Source organism: Pseudomonas sp. GB2N2, from assembly GCF_054897705.1.
This window is the reverse complement of sequence record NZ_CM142701.1, coordinates 2,574,873-2,599,114: the sequence shown is the minus strand read 5'-3', so window position 1 is coordinate 2,599,114 and position 24,242 is coordinate 2,574,873. Positions and strand designations below refer to the sequence as shown.

Genomic DNA, 24,242 nt, shown 5'->3' with positions numbered 1-24,242 from the left:
AGACATTTCCATAGACCACTTTTCTAATCAAATACGCTCACCACAAACGTAAATATTCGACTGGCAGTGGCTTTTTTTGGCCGTTCTCTGTCGGTCGTAAACATCCCTTTGAAATCCACTGATACCAACGTTCTTCAGAATCGGTACCTGACCTGAATCGAACTTCACTCGTGAGTCCGTGGCGAAACATCAGGGTAGAGAATGTGGCAGACCAACGGAATTTCTACGCAGGCTGGGTCGAGGTTAAGAGCCATTCCTGTGCCCACCCGCTGTCTGCGGCTACGATTTCAAAATATCACTGGCATGAAATAGCCGCCCGTAGGCGACTAGTGGCGCACAGAGGTGATGTCAAGTTCTGATGCTGAATGACAACTTAAGGCGAGTCATGAGGCGGGATACAGTCATCGGCTGGAATGTCTTCCCTTTGGCCGTGGTGATGCCCTTGGCGTTGAGACACTGGGCAATGGCAACAAAGGACGTGCAACCGTCGTACAGGCACGCCTTGATGTTATGAGCGATTGCGTCGGCCCGATTGTCAGCGTTCTGTTTCTTTGCCTCCAGTGCAGCACTGTTGCCTACTTCCCAAGCCTTCGCACGACCAGCGTCACGACGGGCGATCTTCGCCTGTGCTTCGACATCGCCGTTGGCGGCAAGGGCTTTCAACTCGGCCAGGCCATCCTTGGTACGCTGGCGAATCTTGACCAGCTCTTCTTCAGCCAGCAGCGACTTGATGTTGCGAACGAGGCGACTGCCATGAACGTCCTCGGCTTCGACGATGGTGTACTTCTTCTGGAGAACAGCGAAGTGGGCGTGGTCACGGGTCAGGCGGTCAACACGGTGGATGACTATCGGGCAATCCAAACCCTTCGCCATTGCCAGAGCTAGGCGGCACTGCGGTCGTTCCAGAGGATCGATAGAACCCGACACGCCCTCATCCGTGAACTGGGCGACGATTTGCCAGCTGTGCGTCTCAGCGGCGATCTGGATAGCGGCGAACTGACCGGCTACCGACAGGCACTGATCGTCTGTACTCATCCGTGCGTAAGCAACGACCTGTTTCATGTTCTCGCCTCGTATTCTCGGTTTGACCACATTTAACAAATTGTAGTCGTTCGACAACAATATGTTATGCCCGCTTTTGCCTTTGCCCGTTCGAAGCGATTTCCCTACTGTGAATGTTCGACGGTGGAGGTCAGGATGCATTCCAGACCTACGATGAGCACTTATTACAAGCCAAAGCTATGCTTGGGCGTCAAATGTCCCCTGTGAGGGGGGGCTGTTTGCCAGGGTGTAGGGGAATCGAGGGGCTATACTTGTGTTTTCATTGGGAGTTTAGGTGACAGGGGCATTAGCCCTATCCGCTTGAGAATGGGGACAACTGTCGTTTTTTGCCTGACAGTTAGCTGTGAGTACTTCATGTGCCCCGAGCGTAAGCCATTGAGAAATTTGATCTCCCAGGCAGTCAAGTCCTTACGTTTGAAAGTGAAAGCGTTATCTATTGCCATGAGTATTGTGACTTCGCGTTTAAGAGCCATTATTGGTTCCTATAATGCCTAATTATTTATTTTGATATGTGTATCGCCGCTCAATAGTTCGCGAGTGCAAATAATCGAATGGAAAAATAAAAAGTAGTTTGTGTGTGGCGATCTGCTTGACCCGGCCGTAGTGTAGGCGCTGTAAACAGGGGTTTTGACGCGCTACAAGAACTCAACAGATGCTGCTGGACAACCAGTGTGATTAGATTTTCAATTACTTCCTTGATAGTTTTGCTCAGTGGTCAGCGATAACGTAGAATTGATATTGTCCAACTGAACTTTTCGTTCTCAGATTACACGGACCGCCCAAGTGCTCGTTGGACATCGACAACGGAGCCGATCCAGTTACTTTCACGTTCGTCCATTGGTTGAAGATCAAAGCGTCTACCGAAAGCACTAGAGTTCTCGTTAGCGCTCTCTATGGCAATGTGTTTATAACCAATCTCGGACGCAAGCCCGGTAATCAGCGTTAATAAACGACGACCATGTCCTTTGCGTTCTTCCTTGAAACCAATCCGTGCAAGAACAAGTGTCTCTCGTGGCCAGCCAGCTTCGGGTCTAGGAAAAAGGCGAAGGTAAATATCGTATTTGAGCGTATATGCATTAACTGTCGCGGCAAGTCCTAGGTTCAGATGCTGTTTCACGTACCGCTCTTTGTACCCGAAGCTTTCGACTAAGAACGGAGCGAGCTCTGATATCAGATGAGTTCCACGAAATTTCGCGTAGTTGTTCCAATGGTCATCAGATGCATTAAGGTCGGGTTTTTCGACAGTCACTTTTTGACACTCCTGGTGGGCTGGCTTTTTCTCAAGCTACCCATGAGTCCGCAGGGGTGTCAAGCGGCTCGCTACAATATTTTTTCTCGTGCACTTAAGTTTTTATATAACTAGTTGGTTTTCTCGTGCACTAGTAAAAAGTTCATCTTGCGTTAGTGTGTTAGTTTTCGATTGTACCAAGGATTTTTTAGTGTATGAGATTCTGTTTGATAGGGGCGAAAATTTAATTGAATTGTCCTGATGTAATGACTGGTAAGAGTCTGGCGGCGCCTAGTTATCTACTGTAGGCCAGTGACATCCACAATCATCGCTGTTGGTGGGGATGCCTATGGTGTGTTTGCAGGTGGTGTCTCACCAGCGCCGCCCCATGGATGCGATACCTGTTCGGCTCTCACCTCCTGATGTTGGGCCTACCCTCCTCACGGCGTACATGTAATTGGTGGGGCAGGGGCAGACAAGCCCCACACGCTCTTGATCTGATCCGTGTAGGTATATGGTGACTGACAGTCACGGATAACTCACTTCCAAGTCTATAATTTCCATTCTTCCTACCTGTGTCTCGGGGCACGATTAACAACTGTATAAGTTCCAAGGGAGGAAAGGGGGGTAGCCCCCTCCCGCTTTTTCTTTGAATTGTGTAAGGGGAACTGGTGACTATAGTCACAGCTTACCCTTCAACGCTAATTAATCGTGGCGTATGCGCCACAGCATAAGAGCCTCTACAGTATTCTGCACAGTTAGAGGCAAGATCAAAAGCGGGGAGGGGCTTTTTGCCCCCTCTCTCCCCTTTACTATATAGAGTTATAATTTGTGCCTTGGGCACAGGTTGTTATGCTGTAGCGTCTACGCTACAAGTTACCTATATAAGAACTTAATCTCATACAGTAGCGTGTCCGGCTTTCGCCATACACTTAGGTATGGAGGGCGCGAATTTCAACTCCCGGACAAATGAGAATACTTATCGTCAGACAAAGCTGTCTTCCACTACCTTCAGCCAGCCTTGAGAATCAACGAAATCAAGGGACGGATTTATGCCTTTCGGCTCAGGGTAGTATTCCGGTTTCTAATCTTGCCAGTCACCTTCATCAACTGGCATGGGTGCGTCGGGTGTACCTTCAAGCAAGTCAGTCAGGACAAGCGAACGCTCCAGCAATAAGGCCAGTGGCTCTCCAATACCATAACCTTTGACAGCCATCTTCAGCAGGTGGCGCTCCGCTGCGTAAAGCTGCTTGCGTTGAGCTAGGTCAGCCTCTTCGCTATCCTCTCGCCAGCGTGTGGCGTGGATTTCCATGTATTGGTGCGTGTGGGCTTTAATCCTGAACATCAAGTCGGCAGCAGCAGCTTCCAGGAACTCACGCCCCGCAGTTGGTGCTTCCTCATCCACCCAGTCCATCACGAACAGGACGCTGCAATCTTCCTCTGCTGCCCGGAGTCTCACCTTTTGTTTAACACGCTTGATGGTGCTCTGATCGTAATTGCTGACGTAGTTGCCTGTAGAGGTGTCCCACTCCGACCGGTATTCCTCATGCATGATGTTGCGTAGCTCGTAATCCCGAATGCCGTGCTTTCGTTTAGCTTGCGTGAACACGCGCTCTACTGCCTTGGTGAATGGCGTCTGAGTCTTTTTAACGGCCTTCTTCACCTTGGGGGGCTTAGCAATTTCTTTGGTCAAGTCTTTGACTTTTCGCTCTGGTAGTCCAGTTGCCTTTATGATATCGGCGATAGACATTCCGCCTTTACGAAGCTCGATGGCGGTTTGTTCAACAGGAATTGAATCGATATTGCGTGCTGCGATGGTGCTAAGTTCCATTGTATTTCTCGTAGTTAATTAAATTAGTTTCATAGATAAGCCCTCAATTGGTCGCCGGTTGTTGATTTCCGGAAACGCATAAACCCATATCGCAAACGACAGTTACCCGCTCTGCTCAGAGGCCTAACGGCTTGAACAAGCAAAGTAATGCTCTGGTATGGGTAGTTGCTGTATCCAGCCTTAAAGGGTGCACAGGCTGGTGAAGACGGGCTTTTACATCAGCACGTGATGCGTGTCAACTTCAACTTCCAGCAAGCGCTATCGTTCGATGACTGCGGCACACGTGGTATGTGCTGTAACCGGTTAGCAGGATTACCACTTCCTGGTGTGGCAAGTTGAAGCATGAGTTCTGCTTGCCAATTGATGCTTGGTAATAGCCAGCGTATTTTGCTGCCTACTTCGCCTTCCATGTCAGTTAGCAACTTGCGAATATCCCGAAGGATGGCTTTACGCTGTTTCGACCTTGTTTGTAATCGGCTTAAAAATCAGCCGATTGGATTTCCAGTTCACGTTATGGGTCAATGGCCTTGGCTTGCAGTGGAACGCTATAGTCTGTCTGTAGGATGTCTACTTCCCGGCGGCGCAAGGCTAACTATGTTTGATCCCGGTTTCTGGTGTCTTTGTAGAAACGAGCAGTTTTGCTCACATCGACATGAACCAGATTTGGATCATCTCCTAGCTCCAAGAGCATTGTCCGGATATCGCGTAGAATTTGGGCGTGTTGCTTCCCTGTCTGCTTGTAAATCTCTACGCTGTTCTCGGCCAACGTTTCGCCTTGGTGCCGCAGCGTCTTGCCTGACCGTCGTTCCGGCTCCTGCCAGCGTTCAACCAGGTCAGCAGTAAACTCTGGCGAAATCTCAGCCACAACGATGATCGAGTCACGCTTACCTTGCTCACCCTGGAACAGATACTGCTCAACTGTCTGCCCTTGGGAGTTCGTGACATGCTGCATTGCAGCATGTTGAATTACTCCACGATCCAACAGCCGTTCAATCGATACTTTCACGTTGTTGTGGCGGCTCCCGACTAGATCAGAAATCTCCTGGCTGGTCATCGATGCAGCCTCGTCCAGAAGTTGGTTGATCGGCTTAGCCACCTCAGCTTCCAGTTCCCGCCATCGATCAATGACTGCGGCACGCATGGTGGTGCTGTAGACGGTGAGCAAGATGTCCACTTCCCGGCGAGGAAGGTTGAAGCACGGGAGAGTTTTGTTCTGCTCACTCACGTAGGAGGCTTCAAAATTGAAGGCTCCTACCCCCAAGTCCTCCAGCATTTTGCGAATATCCCGCATGACATTCGCGTGGTCCTTCCCTGTCAGCTTGTGAATCTCGACGCTGCTCATAGTCAGGGTGTCGCCCAAGATTATCGGCTTGGCCAACGCTCCTTCCAGCTCACGAAGGCGAACAACAACCTTGTACCGCAATGGAGCGCTATATCCAGTAATCAGGGTTTCGGTAAGGTCGCGGGGCAAGTTGAAGCACGGTTGCTCCCGCTTGTAGGCGTCCAAATAGATGCCAGCAAAGCTGCTTGCATCTTCACCTCCCAAGTCCTCCAGCATGTTGCGGATGTCACGCATCACATCGGCGTGGTTCTTCTCAGTAAGCTCCGCAATTTCTTTGCTGCTCATCGTCAGGCCATCACCAAGAATAATCGGCTTGGCCGCCTGGGGCACGAGGCTCAGTGTTGGTTGCGAAACCGGTAATTCAAACTGTTCGGCTGGCCAACTATCGTCCTGCCAAATCTCTTTCAACTTTCCGATGTGCTTTGGAGCCAATCGATTCATTACTTCGACTCTGGCCCTGCTCTCCGGTGAAGAGGGCGTTGATGGCGTTACGGGGCCGACGGCGTACGTGCTTATATACGTCAACTACATGGGCATGAAATCCCGATGCGACCCCGTTGGATTGACGTGTTTACAGTTCTATCCGTTTCAGTGCTTCCGCCATGGCCTTTAACGGACTGCGACTACCGTAAATGCTGAAGGTCACCGCGCCATCTTCGTGTCCTGCGATCCGCTTGATGAGCGAGTCCTGAATCCCCGCATCTCGTAGGTCATCAATGAGCGTGTGGCGGAAACTGTGAAACGTCTTCTTCGGGTCAGTGATACCCAACTTCGTCTTGTACCGACCGAACCATTTCGATGGTGCGTGCCCCAGCTTTCCTCGAACTGCTTCCAGCTCAGGGAACAGACGATCTGCTCCAGTGTTCCTGACAAACTCAACATGCTTCAACAACCCTAAGTCGATCAATGCTGGGTGCAAGGGGAGGATGCGTCGGCTGCTGGAGTTCTTCAGGTTCTGGTCTTCACGCCTATCATCGATGCGGATGCACGGGATGGCCTGTTGTTCGATGAAGTCGTCCACGCGCAATTGGCAGAGTTCTTCCAGCCGTGCCCCAGTGGTTCGTCCTAGTAGCGGCAACCAAAAGCGCCACGGATGTTTTCGGGCTTGTGCCTTTAGAGCATTCAGGTCGAGCAGGGTGGTCAGATCGTGTCGATCAAAAGACAGTCGCGCCTCTTTGGCCGATCCCGTCATTACCTTCAGGCCCACCAGAGGATTGTCCGCTACGTACCCGTTCGACCTGCACCAGTTCAGAAACGCAGAGAGCTTGCGTAAGCGATTGTTCACTGTGACGGCGGTGATGGTCTTATAAGTGGTACCGGACTCCACAACCTGCATCAAGGTCTTGCCTTCATATTCAGGGCGTAGGCCGAAGTACTGCGGGCAACGGCTTAGCCGCTCTTTCAGCAGTCGGGCTTGCTGAGCGTCGAAGGCGTCTGCTGGCATGTCACCGATCAAGTCGAACAGATCCCGTAGGGCACGTTCCACCTCAAAGGTGCTGACCTCCCGCCACGTACCGCCCCGTTTTCCTTCTTCTATATAGAGCTTGGACAGAGTGGCGAGAGTGGGGCAGTCGCTGTTCCGCATCACGGTATTGGTTGGCGCCTTCCGTGCAGCAGGTCGGATCGTTGTTGAGGGGGCACAGTCTCGCCACTCCGAACACAGCCTACGCAGCGTCTGGAGGTCTGCCATAGGGTGTTCATTCAGGTGTTTGTGCACCTGCTGAGCTAGTGAGGCGGCGAGGAACTGGGCACTCTGCCGATGTCGGATGTTCAGGCTCAAACGTAAAGTGTGACACCTCGGGAAGAGGTGCTTAGGCAGCTTGAGATTAAGGTAATAGAGCGCTCCGCGCTTGATCAGGTAAGCCATGGGTGTGACACCAAAGTGTTACAGCAAAGTGTGACAGTGCTGACTACACCCCGATTTCTAACAGTCCGTGCAGCAAGCTCGCACGGCAGAGATATTGCAACCCCAAAAGCCTCAAACCCTTACCCCATAAGGCTCGCAACGATTACCGGGCATGCTGGCATGCCACCTGGTCAGATCCGGAAGGAAGCAGCCACAGCGGGAACATTGTGTGCCGGGGTGTGGCTGGTGGGGTTGCCTCCATAACGCCACTTCCTTGATCCCGAGGCTGTGAGCGCGCAAGGCCCATCGCTACATCTGGTTTAAAAAATTCTGAATATGTTTGCCTGCTGCATCGCATGCAGTGGTTTTTTCGTGCCTGTCATTTATGGATTCTGTGCTGCCACCATCATTTGGCAGCACAGAAAGATCAGCGGCTCAGGAAGACTTGCGGCTGAACAACTTACGCACGAAGCCTGCGATCACCACCAAACCCACGACCAGGAATTTCTTGGCGGCCAGCAGGAAGATGCCGATCTTGGCAAACAATCCAGCTTTGGCTGCCAGACCGCCACCCACCAAGGCCGCCAAGCCGTAAGACGCCAGTTTGTCGGTGCCAGGGCTGTAGTCGGTGTACAAGTTGCCATCGGTGAAGTTGGTGAAGGCGATGACTTTCGGCAATTCTTGCTTGATGGTCGCCAGGTCCGCCATGGCGGCGACAGCGTTCAACTCCAGAACGCCCGCCCGGCCGAGCACTCGAATGCTGTAGTTCAGCGTGCTGTCCTGGGCGTCGTCGGCTTTCAGTTCCCGGGCCCAGTACATCTTGTGGCTGGTCTCGTCGTAGCGCGGTTGCTCGGCCCAGCCCAGCAGGTGCAGCCCGGTATAGCCCTGCTTCTGCCGTTGCTTGTTGTCTTCTTCATCCTCTTCCTGCATTTGCTTGAGCAGGTCGGCATAGTCGATTTTTGCCGCGTCTTCGTCGGAAATATGCCCGTCGTCCTTGTAGCTGACGATGACACCCCAGCCGCTGGCGGTCAGAGGGTTGACCGCTTTTGGAATGATCATGCCCAAGGTCTTGTGGCCGGGCGGGTTGCCCCATCCCTCGGTCAGCAAGCGCTCGGTGTCCTTCGGGTCCAGGTAGTAAAACTCGTCATCGAGTTTGAGTGACGCAATACCGGAAGGCAGCGTGATGGTGCCGTGCTGTTGCTTCAGCGATGCTAGAAACTGCTCGGGCGTTTGCTGCACTTGTGCGGCTTCCACAGGTGTTGCGGGAGGGGTCGCCGCCGCTTGCGCGGTGGTGTGAAGCGCGCAAAGCAGCGCTGCCATCAGAATCGGTCGCAGGTGTTTCATCGTATTCCCTTACATTTTGAATTAATTTCGCGCGAATAGTATCGGATGGCCATTATCGATGCACGCTCGCTGTTCTCCGTGGATCGATCACCTCGCTATGCAAAATGTAAAGCGTTTCGTAGAATCGGCGCGCCTAAAGGGTATTGGGTGACCTGTTCTCCGATATTGGCTGCCGGGTAGAGCCACTACCGCAGTCGAGCGGACCACCGCTAGCGACAGAGAGCCTCACTCATGGAAGAGAAATACCGCAGAGCGGTGGATGCCGCCGCGATTTTTTCCGAGACCGATCTGACCGGCCGGATTACTTACGTCAATGACCAGTTCTGCGCCGTGTCCGGCTATAGCCGCGACGAACTGCTCGGGCAAACTCATCGCCTGATCAACTCTGGTGTGCACACCGCTGATTTCTTCGCCGGCATGTGGCGCACCATCGCGCTGGGCAATGTCTGGAAGGGCGAGATCTGCAATCGCGCCAAGGACGGCAGCCTGTATTGGGTCGAGAGCACCCTGGTGCCGGTGCTGGATGACGCCACCGGGCGAATTGATCGCTACCTGTCTATTCGCTTCGACATCAGTGAAAAACGCCAGCTCCTGCATTCCCTGCAATGGCGGGTCGGCCATGACGTGCTGACCGGTTTGCCCAATCGCGCGTTTCTCTCGGATTTGCTGGACCAGGCGCTGGAGTTCTCCCGTCAGGAAAATATTCCGCTGGCCGTGTGCATGCTCGACCTCGACGGATTTAAAGCGGTCAATGACGGTTACGGCCATGCCAGTGGCGATTTGTTGCTGGTGGAAGTGGCCAAGCGTTTGCGCGATATCGTCCGCAGCGAGGATGTGGTGGCGCGCTTGGCCGGCGACGAATTTGTGCTGGTGTTGCGTTATGTGTGCGACGTAGTGGAGTTGCGTGCAGCGCTGAATCGCGTGCTGGGAGCGCTATCCGCGCCTTACTCGCTGCAGGACAAGACCCTGAATGTGTTTGCCAGCATCGGCGTAACGCTGTTTCCCCACGACAATGAAGATGCCGAAACGCTGCTGCGGCATGCCGATCAGGCGATGTACGTGGCCAAACAGAGTGGGCGCAATCGGTTTCATGTGTTTGACGTGTTCCGCGACCAGGAGGTCAAGGCCACGCACCAGACCGTCGAACGGGTTCGGCAGGCGCTGGCCGCCGGCGAATTACGCCTGTATTTTCAGCCCAAGGTGAACATGCGCCGCGGCATCGTGGTCGGCTTCGAGGCGCTGTTGCGCTGGGATCATCCGCAGAACGGCACAGTGTCGGCCCGGGACTTCCTGCCGGCAGTGGTGGAAACCGATCTGATCATCGAGATCGGTGAATGGGTGATGGATCAGGTGCTGTTGCAGCTGGACCGCTGGCAGCAAGCGGGGCAGTGCTGGCCGGTGAGTGTCAACATTGCCGCCCGGCATTTTCAGCGGGCGGATTTCGTCGACCGGCTCAGCATGGTGCTCGCCTGCCATGCGCGCGTCGCGCCGCAGATGCTCGACCTGGAAATCGTCGAGTCGGTGGCCATCGAAAACATCCAGCACGTCAGCGCTTGCCTGGAGGCCTGTCAGGCGCTTGGCGTGCAGTTTTCATTGGGCGACTTCGGCACCGGGTATTCGTCGCTGAGCTACCTGAAGCGTTTGCGCACCCAGACTATCAAGATCGACAAATCGTTTGTCCGCGACATTCTGCATGACCACGATGACCTGGCCCTGACCACGGCGGTCATTGGTCTGGCCAGGGCGTTCGGCCGACAGGTGATCGCCGAGGGGCTTGAAAGCATTGAGCATGGTGAGCTGCTGTTGCAACTGGGGTGCGAGCTCGCCCAAGGCTATTTTATTGCGCGGCCGATGCCAGCGGACGAAGTACCGGGTTGGGTGGCAAGTTTTGTCGCGCCGCCGCAGTGGCGGGTTCAGGGTTTCCCGACGTAGAGCCGGATGATGTCATCAATTTCCCCGGACATTTTCATCCTCAGCAACGTCCGCAGAATACGCTGCACCGGTACGCCCGGATCGTTACGCACGTAGCAGCCGACACTTTGTTCCTCGAGCACCGCCACGCGTTGCAACTGCCGATCGGGCAGCAGGCGTTGGTTGAACCAGTCCAGCGTCCATTGGTTGCTTACGGCGTAGTGATAGCGTCCGGCCTGGAGTTTTTCCAGCACCTGTTCCTGATTGCGCGCGTCTTCGCGGAGCAGGCGGCCACTGTCGAACAGCGGTTGCAGGGTCGGGTAGCTATAACCGAGCACCGTGCCGATGGCCTGTCGCGTTAATTTAGCCGGTATCGCTTCGGGCAGCGCTTTCTGGCGGCTGATCAGCACGTCTGGTTGGGTCCAGAGTGGAATGCTCCAGATGTAGTCGCCGGACTGATTCGGCAGCCAGGATTGCGCCGCGTAGCAACGGACATCGACCTCACCGTGCTCCATGGCGTTTTGCACGCGGGCGCGGGGCAGCACATGAAATTCCGCGGGAACGCCGACCTGGGTCGCGAGGCTGACCATGACGTCATGCAAGATGCCCTGAGTCGGGCGGCCGCGTTCGAGTTGCACCATCGGCATTGCCCAACTGTCGGGCACCACAAAGCGCAATGGCTTGGCGGCCATGGCATCCAGACTCATCAACAGCAGTGCCCCCAAGGCCAACCGCATAAACGCTCCGCGACCGATGAAACCCGAGCCAATATAAAGCCTGCAAAATGCATCTTAGCCAGATTAGACGAGCGCGCCGGATGCAATTTTGGCCTTGCTCCGCTAGCATTAGCCGCTTGTGTTCCTTCGCTGCGACGGTTTTCCATGAGTTATCAGGTTCTTGCACGTAAATGGCGTCCGCGCTCGTTCCGCGAAATGGTCGGCCAGACCCATGTGCTCAAGGCTCTGATCAACGCCTTGGACAGTCAGCGGCTGCACCACGCCTACCTGTTTACCGGGACGCGCGGGGTCGGCAAGACCACCATCGCGCGCATCATCGCCAAATGCCTGAACTGTGAAACAGGTATCACTTCGACGCCGTGTGGCGAGTGTTCGGTATGCCGCGAAATCGATGAAGGGCGCTTCGTCGACCTGATCGAGATCGACGCCGCGAGCCGGACCAAGGTCGAAGACACCCGCGAGCTGCTCGACAACGTGCAATACGCACCAAGCCGCGGGCGCTTCAAGGTCTACCTGATCGACGAAGTGCACATGCTCTCCAGCCATTCTTTCAATGCGCTGTTGAAAACCCTTGAAGAGCCGCCGCCCTACGTCAAGTTCATCCTGGCCACGACTGACCCGCAGAAACTTCCTGCAACCATTCTGTCGCGGTGCCTGCAGTTCTCCCTGAAAAACATGACCCCGGAACGTGTGGTCGAGCATTTGACCCACGTGTTGAGCGTCGAGAACGTGCCGTTCGAAGACGATGCGCTGTGGCTGCTGGGCCGCGCTGCGGACGGTTCGATGCGCGATGCCATGAGCCTGACCGACCAGGCCATCGCCTTCGGTGAAGGCAAGGTCATGGCCACCGACGTGCGGGCGATGCTCGGCACGCTCGATCACGGCCAGGTCTATGACGTTCTGCATGCGCTGATCGAAGGCGACGCCAAGGCGTTGCTCGAGGGCGTTCGCCACCTGGCAGAACAAGGCCCGGACTGGAACGGCGTGCTCTCGGAAATTCTCAACGTGCTGCACCGTGTTGCCATCGCCCAGGCGTTGCCGGAAGGCGTCGACAACGGTCACGGCGACCGCGACAGGGTGTTGGCGCTGGCCCAGGCTTTGCCGGCCGAAGACGTGCAGTTCTACTATCAGATGGGCTTGATCGGCCGCCGTGATTTGCCGCTGGCGCCGGACCCGCGGGGTGGTTTTGAGATGGTCTTGCTGCGGATGCTGGCGTTCCGGCCCGCTGACACGGAAGACGCCCCGAGGCAACCGCTAAAGCCAGTGGGGATCAGCCAGGCCACAGTTGATTCCGCACATTCAGTGGCTGCCGCGCCGGTTGTCGCGCCGGTCGTCGCTGCGGCAGTTGCACCTGATGTTGCCGTTGTTGCTCCGGTGCCTGAGCCTGAGCCACTCGCGGCCGTTATCGAGCCTGAGCCGGTTGTCGTGCCCGAACCCGTCGCGGTTGAAGCCGTGGTCGACCTGCCATGGAATGACCCCGTCGAGCCCGAAGTCGTCCAGCAACCCGCCGTGGAGCCAGTGCTGGAAACCGCCGCTGAACAACCCGAATTGCCCCCGATGCCGCTGCCGACGCCGGACAGCGCGGTGCCGGATGCGCCGGAGTGGGCTGCTGCGCCGATCCCGGAGCCGTCCGTGGCCGACGTCGATGCCGCGACGCCCGGTGTTGACCTCGACGACGAACCGCCGCTGGACGAAGATTACATCGAGCCGGACATGGATTCGGCCTACAGCTACCTGGATGAACTGGCCAGTGAACATGCCGCCGAACCCGCGCCAGAGCCCGAGCCTGAGCCGGCCGCGATGCCCGCCACCGGTCTGGCGCTGCAATGGCTGGAATTGTTCCCGCAGTTGCCGATTTCCGGCATGACCGGCAGCATCGCCGCCAACTGCACGCTGATCGCCGTTGATGGCGATAACTGGTTGTTGCACCTGGACCCGGCGCACGGCGCCCTGTTCAACGCGACTCAGCAACGTCGCCTCAACGATGCGTTGAACCAGTTTCACGGGCGTACGCTGAACCTGAGCATGGAGCTGATCAAGCCCGAGCAGGAAACCCCGGCCCAGGCTGGGTCCCGGCGTCGTGCAAACCGTCAGCGCGAGGCCGAGGAGTCGATCCACGGTGATCCGTTCATCCAGCAAATGATCCAGCAGTTCGGCGCGGTGGTCCGTGACGATACTATTGAACCTGTCGAAGCTCTGGTCAGTCAGGGCTAATAACTGAAGGCGTCCGGCCGAACGGGCCGGGCACTGTTTTAAACCACGTACGTTGAGGTGATTCCCATGATGAAAGGTGGCATGGCCGGCCTGATGAAGCAGGCGCAGCAGATGCAGGAAAAAATGGCCAAGATGCAGGAAGAACTGGCCAACGCCGAAGTCACCGGTAAAGCGGGTGGCGACATGGTCACCGTGGTGATGACCGGTCGTCATGACGTCAAGCGCGTGACCATCGACCCAAGCCTGGTCGAAGGCCTGAGCGAAGACGACAAGGAAATGCTCGAGGCGGTGTTCGCTGCGGCTGTCAACGACGCTGTGCGCAAGATCGAAGCCAACAGCCAGGACAAAATGTCCGGCGTGACCGCTGGCATGCAATTGCCACCGGGCATGAAACTGCCGTTCTGATTCGCTAAAGCGGGTTGGACGAGCTACAAAAAAATGCCAGGCGTTGAGCCTGGCATTTTTGTTTCTGCCTGGAGGTCATGTGGCGCCTGATACGCGTTCGTTTCAGGGCAGAAACATCGAACGCCCTACCGCCACAACGGTCTGCTCCCCTATACCGCCAAATTCATCGATCAAAGGAGACGCTCACATGCCAGAAGCATTGACCCTCAACCAACGTATCGTCCTGGCATCCCGTCCTGTGGGCGCGCCCACGCCAGAGAATTTTCGCCTCGAGCGGGAAGCGCTACCCGAACTGGCCGACGGCCAGGTGTTGCTCAAGACACTTTTCCTTTCACTTGATCCCTACATGCGCGGACGCATGAGTGACGCGCCGTCCTACGCCGCGCCGGTGGAAATCGACGGGGTCATGACCGGCGGCGCTGTCAGCCGGGTCGAGCGTTCGCTGAATCCTAAATTTCAGGAAGGTGATCTGGTGGTGGGCGCTACGGGATGGCAGAGCCACAGCATCAGCGACGGCCGTAACGTGATTCCAGTGCCGTCCGGGCTGCCGAGCCCGTCCATGGCGCTGGGCGTGCTGGGTATGCCGGGCATGACGGCTTACATGGGACTGATGGAAATCGGCCAGCCCAAGGAAGGCGAAACACTGGTCGTGGCGGCAGCGTCCGGCGCAGTCGGTTCGGTGGTCGGCCAGGTGGCGAAGATCAAGGGCCTGCGGGTGGTCGGAGTGGCGGGTGGCGCGGACAAGTGCCGTTACGTGGTGGATGAGTTGGGCTTCGATGCCTGCATCGACCACAAGAGCGTGGATTTTGCTGATGAGTTGGCCTTGGCGTGCCCCAAGGGCATCGACATTTATTACGAAAACGTCGGCGGCAAGGTATTTGATGCGGTCATCCCGTTGCTCAATCCCAAGGCGCGAATTCCGCTGTGCGGCCTGATCGCTTCCTACAACGCCAGCGCGGCGCCGAGCGGTCCGGACCGCTTGCCGCACTTGCAGCGCACGTTGTTGACCAAGCGTGCACGGGTCCAGGGCTTTATCGTGTTTGATGACTACGGTGATCGTCAGCCGGAGTTTGTCAGCGCCATGGCGCCGTGGGTGCGTGATGGCAAGGTGAAGTTCCGCGAAGACGTGGTCGACGGTCTCGAGAATGCGCCCGAGGCGTTCATCGGTCTGCTGGAAGGACGCAACTTCGGCAAACTGGTGGTGCGGGTCGCGCAAGACTGAGTATTTGACGCTAAAGAGAGGCGCGGGTATAAACCGCGTCTCGTTGTTATGTCGGACGTTTCCCCCATGAGCTTCAGCCCTTTGATTCGCCAACTGATCGATGCCCTGCGAACGTTGCCAGGTGTCGGTCAGAAAACTGCCCAACGCATGGCATTGCAGCTGCTGGAGCGTGATCGCAGCGGTGGCTTGCGCCTGGCGTCGGCGCTGAACCTGGCCATGGAAGGTGTCGGCCACTGCCGGCTGTGCCGCACGTTGACCGAAGACGATCTGTGCCCGCAATGCGCCGATAACCGTCGCGACGATACTGTGTTGTGCGTGGTTGAAGGACCGATGGATGTCTATGCGGTAGAACAGACCGGTTTCCGCGGTCGGTACTTTGTGCTCAAGGGCCATCTGTCACCGCTCGACGGGCTCGGGCCGGAAGCCATCGGCATTCCGCAATTGCTGGCGCGGATCGAAGAGGCGGGCACTTTCGCCGAAGTCATCCTCGCCACCAACCCGACGGTCGAAGGTGAAGCCACGGCGCACTACATCGCCCAGTTGCTCAGCAATAAAGGTCTGATCGCTTCGCGCATCGCCCACGGTGTGCCGTTGGGGGGTGAGCTGGAGTTGGTGGATGGCGGGACGTTGGCGCATTCGTTTGCAGGGCGTAAGCCGATCGCTTTATAACGTCTGCGCGGACCCCATCGCTGGCAAGCCAGCGCCTACCAGGGCGCGTGATATTCGTAGGAGCCTGCTTGCTGGCGATCCAGGCACCTCGGTCTACCTGATTCACACAATCCTGTTGAAAACCAAGCAAGCGCTCGGTTAACGTCGCTGGACCCTTCAGTGGAGTTCGCCGATGCCTGCCTTCCAGGAATACTTCGACCCCAGCCACCAATTGGTTCGCGACAGCGTCAGACGTTTCGTCGAGCGCGAGATCCTTCCGGACATCGACCAGTGGGAAGAAGCCGAAAGCTTTCCCCGCGAGCTCTACCTCAAGGCCGGTATGGCGGGGATTCTTGGCATCGGTTACCCCGAAGCCCTGGGTGGCAGCCACGAAGGTGACCTGTTCGCCAAGGTCGCCGCCAGCGAAGAGCTGATGCGCTGCGGCTCCGGCGGATTGGTCGCGGGGCTGGGTTCGCTGGACATCGGTCTGCCACCGATCCTCAAATGGGCCCAGCCCGAGGTCCGTGATCGAGTCGTACCGCAAGTCCTGGCCGGGGAAAAGATCAGCGCTTTGGCCATCACCGAGCCCGGCGGCGGCTCCGATGTCGCCAACCTGCAAACCCGCGCCGTGCGCGACGGTGATGTCTACCGGGTCAGCGGCAGCAAAACCTACATCACCAGCGGCATCCGCGCGGATTACTACACCGTCGCGGTGCGCACCGGTGAGCCGGGTTTCGGCGGCATCAGCCTGTTACTGATCGAGAAGGGCACGCCGGGGTTCACCGTCGGCCGTCAGCTGAAGAAAATGGGCTGGTGGGCGTCGGACACTGCCGAGTTATTCTTCGACGATTGTCGTGTACCTGCCGACCATTTGATTGGCGCCGAGAACATGGGCTTCGCCTGCATCATGGGCAACTTCCAGAGTGAGCGCCTGGCGTTGGCGCTGATGGCCAACATGACCGCGCAGCTTGCGCTTGAAGAAAGCCTGAAATGGGCGCGTCAGCGCGAAGCGTTTGGCAAACCCATCAGCAAGTTTCAGGTGCTCAAGCACCGTTTGGCGGAAATGGCCACGGCGCTGGAAGTGTCACGGGAATTCACCTACCGCCAGGCGGCGAAAATGGCGGCGGGGCAGCGTGTGATCAAGGAGATTTCCATGGCCAAGAATTTTGCTACAGACACAGCGGATCGCATCACCACCGATGCGGTGCAGATTCTGGGTGGTATGGGCTATATGCGCGAGAGTCTGGTGGAGCGGCTATATCGCGACAACCGGATTCTGTCGATTGGCGGCGGGACGCGGGAAGTGATGAACGAGATTATCAGCAAGCAGATGGGGCTCTGAATCTTGCTGTGTCGCGGAGGACGCTATCGCTGGCTTGCCAGCGATAGCGTCCTCGATGGCGCCGTTTATTTATCGGTCAAGGCAAACTGCGTCAGACAAAACGTCGGAATTCCCATATCTTCAAGCCGCTGCGACCCACCTAACTCAGGCAGATCAATGATCGCCGCCGCTTCATGTACTCGTGCGCCCATGCGTCGAATCAGGTTGGCCGCCGCAATCAGCGTCCCTCCGGTGGCGATCAGGTCATCGAACATCACCACCGAATCGCCCTCGCACAGGCTGTCGGCGTGCACTTCGAGGAAGGCTTCGCCGTATTCGGTCGCGTAGCCTTCGGCCAACACGTCGGCCGGCAACTTGCCTTGCTTGCGGAACAGCACCAGTGGCTTGTTCAGTTGATAGGCCAATACCGAGCCGATCAGAAAACCACGGGCATCCATCGCGCCGATATGGGTGAAGTCGGCTTCGACGTAACGGTGGGCGAAGCTGTCCATCACCAAGCGCAGGGCCGTGGGTGACTGGAACAACGGGGTGATGTCGCGAAAGATCACGCCCGGCTTGGGGAAGTCGATCACGGGGCGGATCAGGGATTTGATGTTGAAGGAGTCGAAGACCATCGTCGAAGTGTCCTGGCAGGCTGCAAACGTCGAAGTATAACGGCATAACGGCGGCCGAGCCGTTTCGCTCAGCGGCCATCGTCGCACTCAACCTTCGATCGAGCCACCGGCCAGGGCGCAGAGCTGGATCGGGTCAAGGATGTGGATTTCCTTGCCCTCGGCGGCGATCAGCTCGTTTTGCTGGAAACGGGTGAACACCCGCGACACGGTTTCCACGGCCAGGCCCAGGTAATTGCCGATTTCGTTGCGCGACATGCTCAGGCGGAACTGATTGGCGGAGAAACCGCGAGCGCGGAAACGCGCCGACAGATTGACCAGGAACGTGGCGATGCGCTCGTCGGCGGTTTTTTTCGACAGCAGCAACATCATCTGCTGATCGTCGCGAATCTCGCGGCTCATCACGCGCATCAATTGACGGCGCAGTTGCGGCAGTTGCACCGCCAGTTCGTCGAGGCGTTCGAACGGAATTTCGCAGACCGACGTGGTTTCCAGCGCCTGGGCGGTCACCGGATGTTTTTCCGTGTCCATGCCCGACAGCCCGACCAACTCGCTCGGCAAATGGAAACCGGTGAGCTGCTCTTCACCGCCATCGCTGAGGCTGAAGGTCTTCAGGGCGCCCGAACGTACTGCATAAACGGAATCGAAAACATCGCCCTGGCGGAACAGGAACTCGCCTTTTTTCAACGGGCGGCCACGTTTAACGATTTCGTCCAGCGCATCCATGTCTTCCAGATTCAGAGAAAGTGGCAAGCACAGGGGGGCCAGGCTGCAATCCTTGCAATGGGCCTGGTGATGAGCGCGCAGTTTGACTGGCTCGGACATTTCTTCAATCCTTGTGGGAAAACACACATAAGACGTAAGGGTAACCCACGGGACGACGATCAGGCCAGCGCTGTGCCGATTTGTCACATCGCGATAAAGGGCCGCTGTCAGCGGCCGATAACCCGGTATCCACATCGACCCAAGGTACTCGCTTCATGGCCACCATCGGCGTGCTCAACCCCGGCAACAGTGGCGTGCAAACACTGCATGAACCTTCCAGCGGTTCCACCGGCGAAGAATCGACCACTGCCGCCAGTCCCATCAGTTCGCCCGTGGTCGAAGGCATCAAGGTGTCGTTGTCCGGTGCCGGTTTGGGCAAGGCCGCCGCGTCCCACGGTGATAACAAGGACATTGAAGAAAGCGGGTTGCCGGAAAACATTCAGCAGATCCTGAAGATGATTCGTCAGATTCAACGGCAGATCGAGGAGAAAGTCGCGCGCATGCAAGTGGTGATGGCCGACAAACGACTCTCGGACGAAGAGCGCAGGGCCAAGCTAGGAGCGCTGCAAGCGGCGATCAGCACGCTCAATGGCGGATTGATTACCGCCAACTTGTCCCTGTCCAAAGCCATGACCCAGCCAAACCTGACCCCGGAGCAAGTGCTGAAGACCGCCTCCCTGGCCATGAAGACTTAAATCACCCGCGAAAATCGCTGACGGTTCTGGTGTTCGAGGTATGCGTCGAACACCATGCACACCGATCGCACCAGCAAGCGCCCGGCGGGCAAGACAGTGATGCGTTCGCTGTCCAGTTCAATCAGCCCGTCCTCGGCCATGGCTTGCAGTGGGGGCCACAACTCGCCGAAGTAGCCGCGGAAATCGATGTTGAACGCCTGCTCGATGTCGGCGAACTCCACGTTGAAACTGCAAATCAATTGCTGAATCACCGCCCGCCGCACGCGGTCATCGACGTTGCACAGCAGTCCGCGGTGGGTGGCCAGTTGCGTGGAGGCGAGGGCGTTCTGGTACTGGTTCAGATCGCTGCTGTTCTGACAGTACAGGTCGCCGATCTGGCTGATGGCCGAGACACCCAGGCCAATCAAATCGCAGTGTCCGTGAGTGGTGTAGCCCTGGAAGTTGCGTTGCAGCGTCGATTCCTCCTGGGCAATCGCCAGTTCATCGTCGGGCAGGGCGAAGTGGTCCATGCCGATGTAGCGGTAGCCAGCCGCGGTCAGCTGTTCGATGGTGCGTTGGAGCATCTCCAGTTTCTGCGCGGGCGTCGGCAACTCGTCGCTGTTGATTCGCCGCTGCGGCATGAAGCGCTCGGGCAGGTGCGCGTAATTGAACACCGACAACCGGTCCGGTTGCAGGTTGATCACTTCGTCGACGGTGCGGGCGAAATTTTCCGGGGTCTGCCGGGGCAGGCCGTAGATCAGGTCGATGTTGATCGAGCGAAACTGCAAGGTCCGCGCAGCGTCGATCACCGCCCGGGTTTCCTCCAGGCTCTGCAGGCGATTCACCGCACGCTGTACCGCCGGGTCGAGGTCTTGCAGGCCGATGCTGACCCGATTGAAACCCAATTCACGAAGCAGGCCCATGGTCGACCAGTCAGCCTCGCGCGGGTCGATCTCGATGCCGTAGTCGCCGCTGTCGTCGTCCAGCAGATTGAAGCTTTTACGCAACTGGGCCATGAGTTGGCGCAGTTCGTCGTGGCTGAGATAGGTCGGCGTACCGCCGCCGAAGTGCAATTGCTCGACCTTTTGCGTCGGGTCGAGGTGGCAGGCGATCATCTGGATTTCCTGCTCCAGGCGCTGCAAATAAGGGAGGGCGCGCCCGCGATCCTTGGTGATGACTTTGTTGCAGGCGCAGTAGTAGCAAATGTTCGCGCAGAACGGCACGTGCACGTACAGCGACAACGGGCGCAGGGCCTTGCGGCTTTCGCGCAGTGCGTGAAACAGGTCGAACGTGCCGACATGGCCATCGAACTGCACGGCGGTCGGGTAGGAGGTGTAACGCGGTCCCGCCAGGTCGTAACGGCGGATCAGATCGGTGTCCCAACGAATGGCGTCGAGCATCATGCGGGCATTCCCCCGGATAGGCTGGCAGTGGCTGCGAGTCTATGGGGTGAGGCATCAGGGCATGTTGATTTGCATCAACGGCACGCAGACCTGTAGCCGCTGCCGAAGGCTGCGTTCGGCGGCGAAGCCGTCGTAAAACCAGTCACTTCGGTTTTTTCAGGGAAATTGCATTCACCGGTAAGGCGAGGACTTTGTCCTCGGACGCAGCCATTGGCAGCGGCTACAGGGGGGCTTCGCCGATTCAATGCCCCATCAGCCAATGCTGATGCGGCCCCGGCAAGGTCCAGAGGCCGAACAGCATGACCAGCAAGCCCCCGGCCATACGCACGCTGCGTTTGCGCAGCAGCGCCGTGACCCGCTCGGCCGCCAGCCCGGTGGCAAGCAGCACCGGCCAGGTGCCGAGGCCGAAGGCGAGCATCAGCAAGGCACTGTCCAGCGCATTGCCCTGGCTCGCCGACCACAGCAGCGTGCTGTAAACCAGCCCGCACGGCAGCCAGCCCCAGAGCGCACCGAGCAACAAGGCCCGGGGCAGGCTCGACACCGGCAGCAGTGTGTTTGCGACGGGTTGGATATGCCGCCACAACCCGCGCCCGAGGCTTTCGATGCGGGTCAGACCGCTCCACCAACCGGCGAGGTACAGGCCCATCGCAATCAGCAGCAACCCGGCGAGGACGCGCATGAACATCGCCGCCGGGCTGTTCGCCATCGCCCAGCCCGCCAGACCGATCAGCAGACCGGCCGTGGCATAACTGAGAATTCGCCCGAGGTTGTACGCCAGCAGCAGGCGGAAACGGCGGCTGCGTTGTTCCTTGGGAATCGCCAGGGTCAACGCACCCATCAAGCCGCCGCACATGCCGAGGCAATGTCCGCCGCCGAGCAGGCCCAGAATCACCGCTGACACTAACAGTGGCGCCAACTCAAACATGCGGCGGAGCCTTGTCGTCCGGTTTGACCGGATGGCCGCTGGCCTCGTCGACCGCCGCTGTGTGGTTCGGGTCTTGGTCGTCGAACAGGATGCTGTGGGCCGGGCCGTCGAGGTCGTCGTACTGACCGCTGTCGACCGCCCAGAAGAAGATGTAGACGGCGATGGCGACGATCAGCAACGCGGCCGGGATCATCACGTAGAGAGCTGGCATGGTGAGGCTCCATGCCCGCGCGGCTCAGGCCGGCAACGGGCGGGTTTCTGGCGTAGCGCTGGTGGCCGGCGCGCTCGGCATGCGAGTCAGGCGCAGGGCATTCAGCACCACGGTCAACGAACTGATCGACATGCCGACCGCTGCCCACACGGGCGTGATCCAGCCGAGGGCGGCGAACGGCAACATCAGGCCATTGTACAGCCCGGCCCACAGCAGGTTCTCGATGATTACCCGACGGGTGCGCCGCGCCAGGCTGAAAGCCTGCACCAGCGCGTCGAGGCGGTTCGACAGCAACACCGCGTCGGCACTGGTTTTCGCCAGATCGGTGGCCGAACCCATGGCGACGCTGATGTCGGCGGCGGCCAGCACCGGCACATCGTTGACCCCGTCCCCGAGCATCAACACCTTGCGACCTTCCCGGTGAAGCTGTTGCAGGACCTGCAATTTATCGTCCGGACGCAAACCGCCACGCGCGTCGTCAATGCCCAGTTCGGCGGCGACACTGGTGACCATCGGCGAGCTGTCGCCGGACAGCAGCAACGTACGCCAACCGCGGGCCCGGCAGGCTTCCAGCAACGCGGGCGCATCGGCACGCAAGCGGTCGTCGAGGACGAACCACGCCAGCGGCCCCTGGCTGTCGCCGAGCAGCAACCACTGGCCGGCTTCATCAGGCATCGACGGGATGGCGGCGCCACTGAGTTCGCAGACAAAACCCGCCTGGCCGATGCGCACTCGTTGTATGCCGACCACACCTTCCAGGCCCAATCCCGGTGTGCTGTGGACTTCCTCAGCGGCCAGCGGTGCCCGACCGAACGCGCGGGCGATCGGGTGTTCGGAACGGTTTTCGAGGGCGGCGGCGAGGCTCAGGCATTGATCGCTGTCGAGTGCGCCGAGCGGGCGGATCGAACGCAGCGCCAGGCGACCTTCGGTGAGGGTGCCGGTCTTGTCGAAGATCACCGTGTCGATCTGGTTCAGGCCCTCCAGCACATGGCCACGGGTCAGCAACAGACCGAGCTTGTGCAGCGTGCCGGTGGCGGCGGTGAGGGCGGTCGGCGTGGCGAGGGACAAGGCGCACGGGCAGGTCGCGACGAGCATCGCCAAGACAATCCAGAAGGCCCGCGATGAATCCAGCTCCCACCACAGCAGGCCAATGCAGGCGGAGGCGATCAGCGTCAGCAACAGGAACCATTGCGCGGCGCGGTCAGCGATCTCAGCCAGTCGCGGCTTCTCGGCCTGGGCGCGGTCCAGCAGGCGGACGATGGCGGACAGGCGGGTGTCATGGCCCAGCGCGAGGACTTCCACGGTCAGCGCGCCTTCGACGTTGAGGGTGCCAGCGGTGACGGCGTCGCCGAGCGTGCGTGGCTGCGGCAGGTATTCGCCGGTCAGCAGGGATTCGTCGATGCTCGACTGGCCGTCGAGGATCTTGCCGTCGGCCGGCAGGATCGCGCCAGGATGCACCAGAAGGTGATCGCCGACGCGCAGTTCGCTGAGCAGGATGCGCTCGCTCTGGCCGGCAGCACTTAGCCGCAGGCACGAGGCTGGCAGCAGATTGACCAGCTGCGCGGTAGCGGCTGCGGTACGTTCACGGGCGCGTCGCTCCAGATAGCGCCCGGCCAGCAGAAACAGGGCAAACATGCCGACCGCATCGAAATACAGTTCGCCGACGCCGCTGATCGCGGTCCAGATGCCGGCGATGTAGGCACTGCCAATCGCCAGCGACACCGACACGTCCATGGTCAGGTGGCGGGTGCGCAGGTCACGCATCGCCCCTTTGAAGAACGGCGCGCAGCTGTAGAACACGATCGGTGTGGTGAGGAACAGCGCGACCCAGCGCAGGATGGTGTGCAGCTCGGGGCTCAGGTCGATGTTGAATTCCGGCCAGGTTGCCATGGTCGCCATCATCGCCTGGAAACACAGCAAACCCGCCACGCCGAGTTGACGCAGGGCCAGGCGGTTTTCGCTGGCCAGTTGTTCGCTGGCGCGGTCGGCCTGATAGGGATGGGCGGCGTAACCGATGTGACGCAGTTCACTGAGCACCTGGCTCAGCGGCAGTTGCGCATCGGCCCAGCGTACATGCAGGCGATGGTTTGACAGGTTCAAGCGCGCTTCGGCGACTGCCGGCAAGCCGCGCAGGTGTTTCTCGATCAGCCAGCCGCACGCCGCGCAGCTGATGCCTTCCATGAGCAGGGTGGTTTCGGCGAGTTCGCCGTCATGGCGCACGAAGGGTTTTTGCACATCGGCGCGGTCGTACAGCGCCAGTTCGTCCACCCACTGCACCGGCAACGCTTCGGGGTTGGCCGAGGCTTCGCTGCGATGCTGGTAATAGTTCTCCAGTCCACCGGCAACGATCGCTTCAGCCACAGCCTGACAACCCGGGCAGCAGAACTCGCGGGTTTCACCGAGGACGGCCGCGGTGAAACGGCTGCCGGCCGGGACGGGCAGGGCGCAGTGGTAGCAGGGGGTTGGGGTGATCATGATGTTGGATCTATGTCGTCCGGAAGGGCCTCATCGCTGGCTTGCC

The 24,242-nt window shown here is 58.4% G+C and carries 19 protein-coding genes and 2 pseudogenes; 7 read left to right on the top strand and 14 right to left on the bottom strand.

Features of this window, described 5'->3' with window-relative positions:
- Positions 1-348: 348 nt before the first annotated feature.
- From ACYZT4_RS12055 to ACYZT4_RS12025, 7 genes and pseudogenes are all read right to left on the bottom strand, one after another.
- Positions 349-1,062, bottom strand: a complete 714-nt coding sequence (locus ACYZT4_RS12055; RefSeq protein ID WP_461988027.1) for a recombinase family protein — start codon at positions 1,060-1,062, stop codon at positions 349-351.
- A 766-nt stretch (positions 1,063-1,828) separates the two neighbouring features.
- Positions 1,829-2,311: a hypothetical protein gene (locus tag ACYZT4_RS12050; protein WP_461988025.1), complete on the bottom strand. Its 483-nt coding sequence runs from the start codon at positions 2,309-2,311 to the stop codon at positions 1,829-1,831.
- A gap of 1,063 nt (positions 2,312-3,374) precedes the next feature.
- On the bottom strand, positions 3,375-4,121 hold the full coding sequence (locus tag ACYZT4_RS12045; RefSeq protein WP_461988023.1) for a hypothetical protein: 747 nt from the start codon (positions 4,119-4,121) through the stop codon (positions 3,375-3,377).
- A gap of 804 nt (positions 4,122-4,925) precedes the next feature.
- Positions 4,926-5,175: pseudogene (locus tag ACYZT4_RS12040) on the bottom strand (Rha family transcriptional regulator); the annotation flags it as partial.
- Between the two features lie 108 nt (positions 5,176-5,283).
- Positions 5,284-5,697 (bottom strand): annotated as a pseudogene (locus ACYZT4_RS12035) (Rha family transcriptional regulator); the annotation flags it as partial.
- 337 nt (positions 5,698-6,034) lie between these two features.
- Entirely contained in the window at positions 6,035-7,330 is a 1,296-nt protein-coding gene (locus ACYZT4_RS12030; protein WP_461988021.1) for a site-specific integrase, read from the bottom strand.
- 414 nt (positions 7,331-7,744) lie between these two features.
- A complete protein-coding gene (locus ACYZT4_RS12025) occupies positions 7,745-8,653 on the bottom strand; it encodes a DUF2167 domain-containing protein (protein WP_461988020.1) in 909 nt (302 codons plus the stop codon).
- 231 nt (positions 8,654-8,884) lie between these two features.
- On the opposite strand from ACYZT4_RS12025, the gene ACYZT4_RS12020 reads away from it, so the two are divergent.
- On the top strand, positions 8,885-10,585 hold the full coding sequence (locus ACYZT4_RS12020) for a putative bifunctional diguanylate cyclase/phosphodiesterase (RefSeq protein WP_461988018.1): 1,701 nt from the start codon (positions 8,885-8,887) through the stop codon (positions 10,583-10,585).
- Here ACYZT4_RS12020 and ACYZT4_RS12015 read toward each other — a convergent pair.
- The gene (locus ACYZT4_RS12015) at positions 10,567-11,301 is read right to left on the bottom strand and encodes a substrate-binding periplasmic protein (protein ID WP_461988016.1); all 735 of its coding nucleotides are present in this window, start codon (positions 11,299-11,301) and stop codon (positions 10,567-10,569) included. The genes ACYZT4_RS12020 and ACYZT4_RS12015 overlap by 19 nt on opposite strands.
- 144 nt (positions 11,302-11,445) lie before the next feature.
- On the opposite strand from ACYZT4_RS12015, the gene dnaX reads away from it, so the two are divergent.
- The 5 genes from dnaX to ACYZT4_RS11990 all read left to right on the top strand — a co-directional run bounded on the left by dnaX (position 11,446) and on the right by ACYZT4_RS11990 (position 17,132).
- Entirely contained in the window at positions 11,446-13,515 is a 2,070-nt protein-coding gene (dnaX, locus tag ACYZT4_RS12010) for a DNA polymerase III subunit gamma/tau (protein WP_461988015.1), read from the top strand.
- A 66-nt stretch (positions 13,516-13,581) separates the two neighbouring features.
- Positions 13,582-13,920 (top strand): YbaB/EbfC family nucleoid-associated protein, encoded by a 339-nt coding sequence (locus ACYZT4_RS12005; protein ID WP_007905413.1) that lies wholly within the window; start codon positions 13,582-13,584, stop codon positions 13,918-13,920.
- A gap of 187 nt (positions 13,921-14,107) precedes the next feature.
- The gene (locus tag ACYZT4_RS12000) at positions 14,108-15,142 is read left to right on the top strand and encodes an NADP-dependent oxidoreductase (RefSeq protein WP_461988013.1); all 1,035 of its coding nucleotides are present in this window, start codon (positions 14,108-14,110) and stop codon (positions 15,140-15,142) included.
- A 66-nt stretch (positions 15,143-15,208) separates the two neighbouring features.
- Positions 15,209-15,811, top strand: coding sequence for a recombination mediator RecR (gene recR / locus ACYZT4_RS11995; protein ID WP_461988011.1), 603 nt, complete (start codon positions 15,209-15,211; stop codon positions 15,809-15,811).
- Positions 15,812-15,983: 172 nt separating this feature from the next.
- A complete protein-coding gene (locus ACYZT4_RS11990; protein ID WP_461988009.1) occupies positions 15,984-17,132 on the top strand; it encodes an acyl-CoA dehydrogenase family protein in 1,149 nt (382 codons plus the stop codon).
- A 65-nt stretch (positions 17,133-17,197) separates the two neighbouring features.
- Here the strand turns inward: ACYZT4_RS11990 and ACYZT4_RS11985 are convergent, their stop codons facing one another.
- Together ACYZT4_RS11985 and fnr are read right to left on the bottom strand one after the other, a co-directional pair.
- A complete protein-coding gene (locus ACYZT4_RS11985; RefSeq protein ID WP_461988007.1) occupies positions 17,198-17,746 on the bottom strand; it encodes an adenine phosphoribosyltransferase in 549 nt (182 codons plus the stop codon).
- Between the two features lie 87 nt (positions 17,747-17,833).
- Positions 17,834-18,568: a fumarate/nitrate reduction transcriptional regulator Fnr gene (gene fnr / locus ACYZT4_RS11980; protein ID WP_461988005.1), complete on the bottom strand. Its 735-nt coding sequence runs from the start codon at positions 18,566-18,568 to the stop codon at positions 17,834-17,836.
- A 155-nt stretch (positions 18,569-18,723) separates the two neighbouring features.
- Between fnr and ACYZT4_RS11975 the strand changes: the two genes are divergently transcribed.
- Positions 18,724-19,203 carry a hypothetical protein gene (locus tag ACYZT4_RS11975; protein ID WP_461988003.1) on the top strand — a complete coding sequence of 160 codons (480 nt, stop codon included), beginning with the start codon at positions 18,724-18,726 and terminating at the stop codon, positions 19,201-19,203.
- On the opposite strand, the gene hemN is transcribed toward ACYZT4_RS11975, so the two are convergent.
- The 4 genes from hemN to ACYZT4_RS11955 form a co-directional block, all read right to left on the bottom strand.
- Complete coding sequence (hemN, locus tag ACYZT4_RS11970; protein ID WP_461988660.1) at positions 19,200-20,582, bottom strand: oxygen-independent coproporphyrinogen III oxidase; 1,383 nt, start codon at positions 20,580-20,582, stop codon at positions 19,200-19,202. The two genes, ACYZT4_RS11975 and hemN, sit on opposite strands and share 4 nt — an antisense overlap.
- A gap of 244 nt (positions 20,583-20,826) precedes the next feature.
- Complete coding sequence (locus ACYZT4_RS11965) at positions 20,827-21,510, bottom strand: sulfite exporter TauE/SafE family protein (RefSeq protein ID WP_461988001.1); 684 nt, start codon at positions 21,508-21,510, stop codon at positions 20,827-20,829.
- Positions 21,503-21,721 (bottom strand): cbb3-type cytochrome oxidase assembly protein CcoS, encoded by a 219-nt coding sequence (ccoS, locus tag ACYZT4_RS11960; RefSeq protein ID WP_017337529.1) that lies wholly within the window; start codon positions 21,719-21,721, stop codon positions 21,503-21,505. Before ccoS ends, ACYZT4_RS11965 begins: the two co-directional genes overlap by 8 nt.
- A 24-nt stretch (positions 21,722-21,745) precedes the next feature.
- Entirely contained in the window at positions 21,746-24,196 is a 2,451-nt protein-coding gene (locus tag ACYZT4_RS11955) for a heavy metal translocating P-type ATPase (RefSeq protein WP_461987999.1), read from the bottom strand.
- Between the last annotated feature and the right edge of the window lie 46 nt (positions 24,197-24,242).

What these genes read in the sequence shown, in the direction of transcription:
- ACYZT4_RS12055 (WP_461988027.1), bottom strand. Translation starts at nt 1,062, where the DNA reads ATGAAACAGGTCGTTGCTTACGCACGGATGAGTACAGACGATCAGTGC.
- ACYZT4_RS12045 (WP_461988023.1), bottom strand. Translation starts at nt 4,121, where the DNA reads ATGGAACTTAGCACCATCGCAGCACGCAATATCGATTCAATTCCTGTT.
- ACYZT4_RS12030 (WP_461988021.1), bottom strand. Translation starts at nt 7,330, where the DNA reads ATGGCTTACCTGATCAAGCGCGGAGCGCTCTATTACCTTAATCTCAAG.
- ACYZT4_RS12025 (WP_461988020.1), bottom strand. Translation starts at nt 8,653, where the DNA reads ATGAAACACCTGCGACCGATTCTGATGGCAGCGCTGCTTTGCGCGCTT.
- ACYZT4_RS12020 (WP_461988018.1), top strand. Translation starts at nt 8,885, where the DNA reads ATGGAAGAGAAATACCGCAGAGCGGTGGATGCCGCCGCGATTTTTTCC.
- ACYZT4_RS12015 (WP_461988016.1), bottom strand. Translation starts at nt 11,301, where the DNA reads ATGCGGTTGGCCTTGGGGGCACTGCTGTTGATGAGTCTGGATGCCATG.
- dnaX (WP_461988015.1), top strand. Translation starts at nt 11,446, where the DNA reads ATGAGTTATCAGGTTCTTGCACGTAAATGGCGTCCGCGCTCGTTCCGC.
- ACYZT4_RS12005 (WP_007905413.1), top strand. Translation starts at nt 13,582, where the DNA reads ATGATGAAAGGTGGCATGGCCGGCCTGATGAAGCAGGCGCAGCAGATG.
- ACYZT4_RS12000 (WP_461988013.1), top strand. Translation starts at nt 14,108, where the DNA reads ATGCCAGAAGCATTGACCCTCAACCAACGTATCGTCCTGGCATCCCGT.
- recR (WP_461988011.1), top strand. Translation starts at nt 15,209, where the DNA reads ATGAGCTTCAGCCCTTTGATTCGCCAACTGATCGATGCCCTGCGAACG.
- ACYZT4_RS11990 (WP_461988009.1), top strand. Translation starts at nt 15,984, where the DNA reads ATGCCTGCCTTCCAGGAATACTTCGACCCCAGCCACCAATTGGTTCGC.
- ACYZT4_RS11985 (WP_461988007.1), bottom strand. Translation starts at nt 17,746, where the DNA reads ATGGTCTTCGACTCCTTCAACATCAAATCCCTGATCCGCCCCGTGATC.
- fnr (WP_461988005.1), bottom strand. Translation starts at nt 18,568, where the DNA reads ATGTCCGAGCCAGTCAAACTGCGCGCTCATCACCAGGCCCATTGCAAG.
- ACYZT4_RS11975 (WP_461988003.1), top strand. Translation starts at nt 18,724, where the DNA reads ATGGCCACCATCGGCGTGCTCAACCCCGGCAACAGTGGCGTGCAAACA.
- hemN (WP_461988660.1), bottom strand. Translation starts at nt 20,582, where the DNA reads ATGCTCGACGCCATTCGTTGGGACACCGATCTGATCCGCCGTTACGAC.
- ACYZT4_RS11965 (WP_461988001.1), bottom strand. Translation starts at nt 21,510, where the DNA reads ATGTTTGAGTTGGCGCCACTGTTAGTGTCAGCGGTGATTCTGGGCCTG.
- ccoS (WP_017337529.1), bottom strand. Translation starts at nt 21,721, where the DNA reads ATGCCAGCTCTCTACGTGATGATCCCGGCCGCGTTGCTGATCGTCGCC.
- ACYZT4_RS11955 (WP_461987999.1), bottom strand. Translation starts at nt 24,196, where the DNA reads ATGATCACCCCAACCCCCTGCTACCACTGCGCCCTGCCCGTCCCGGCC.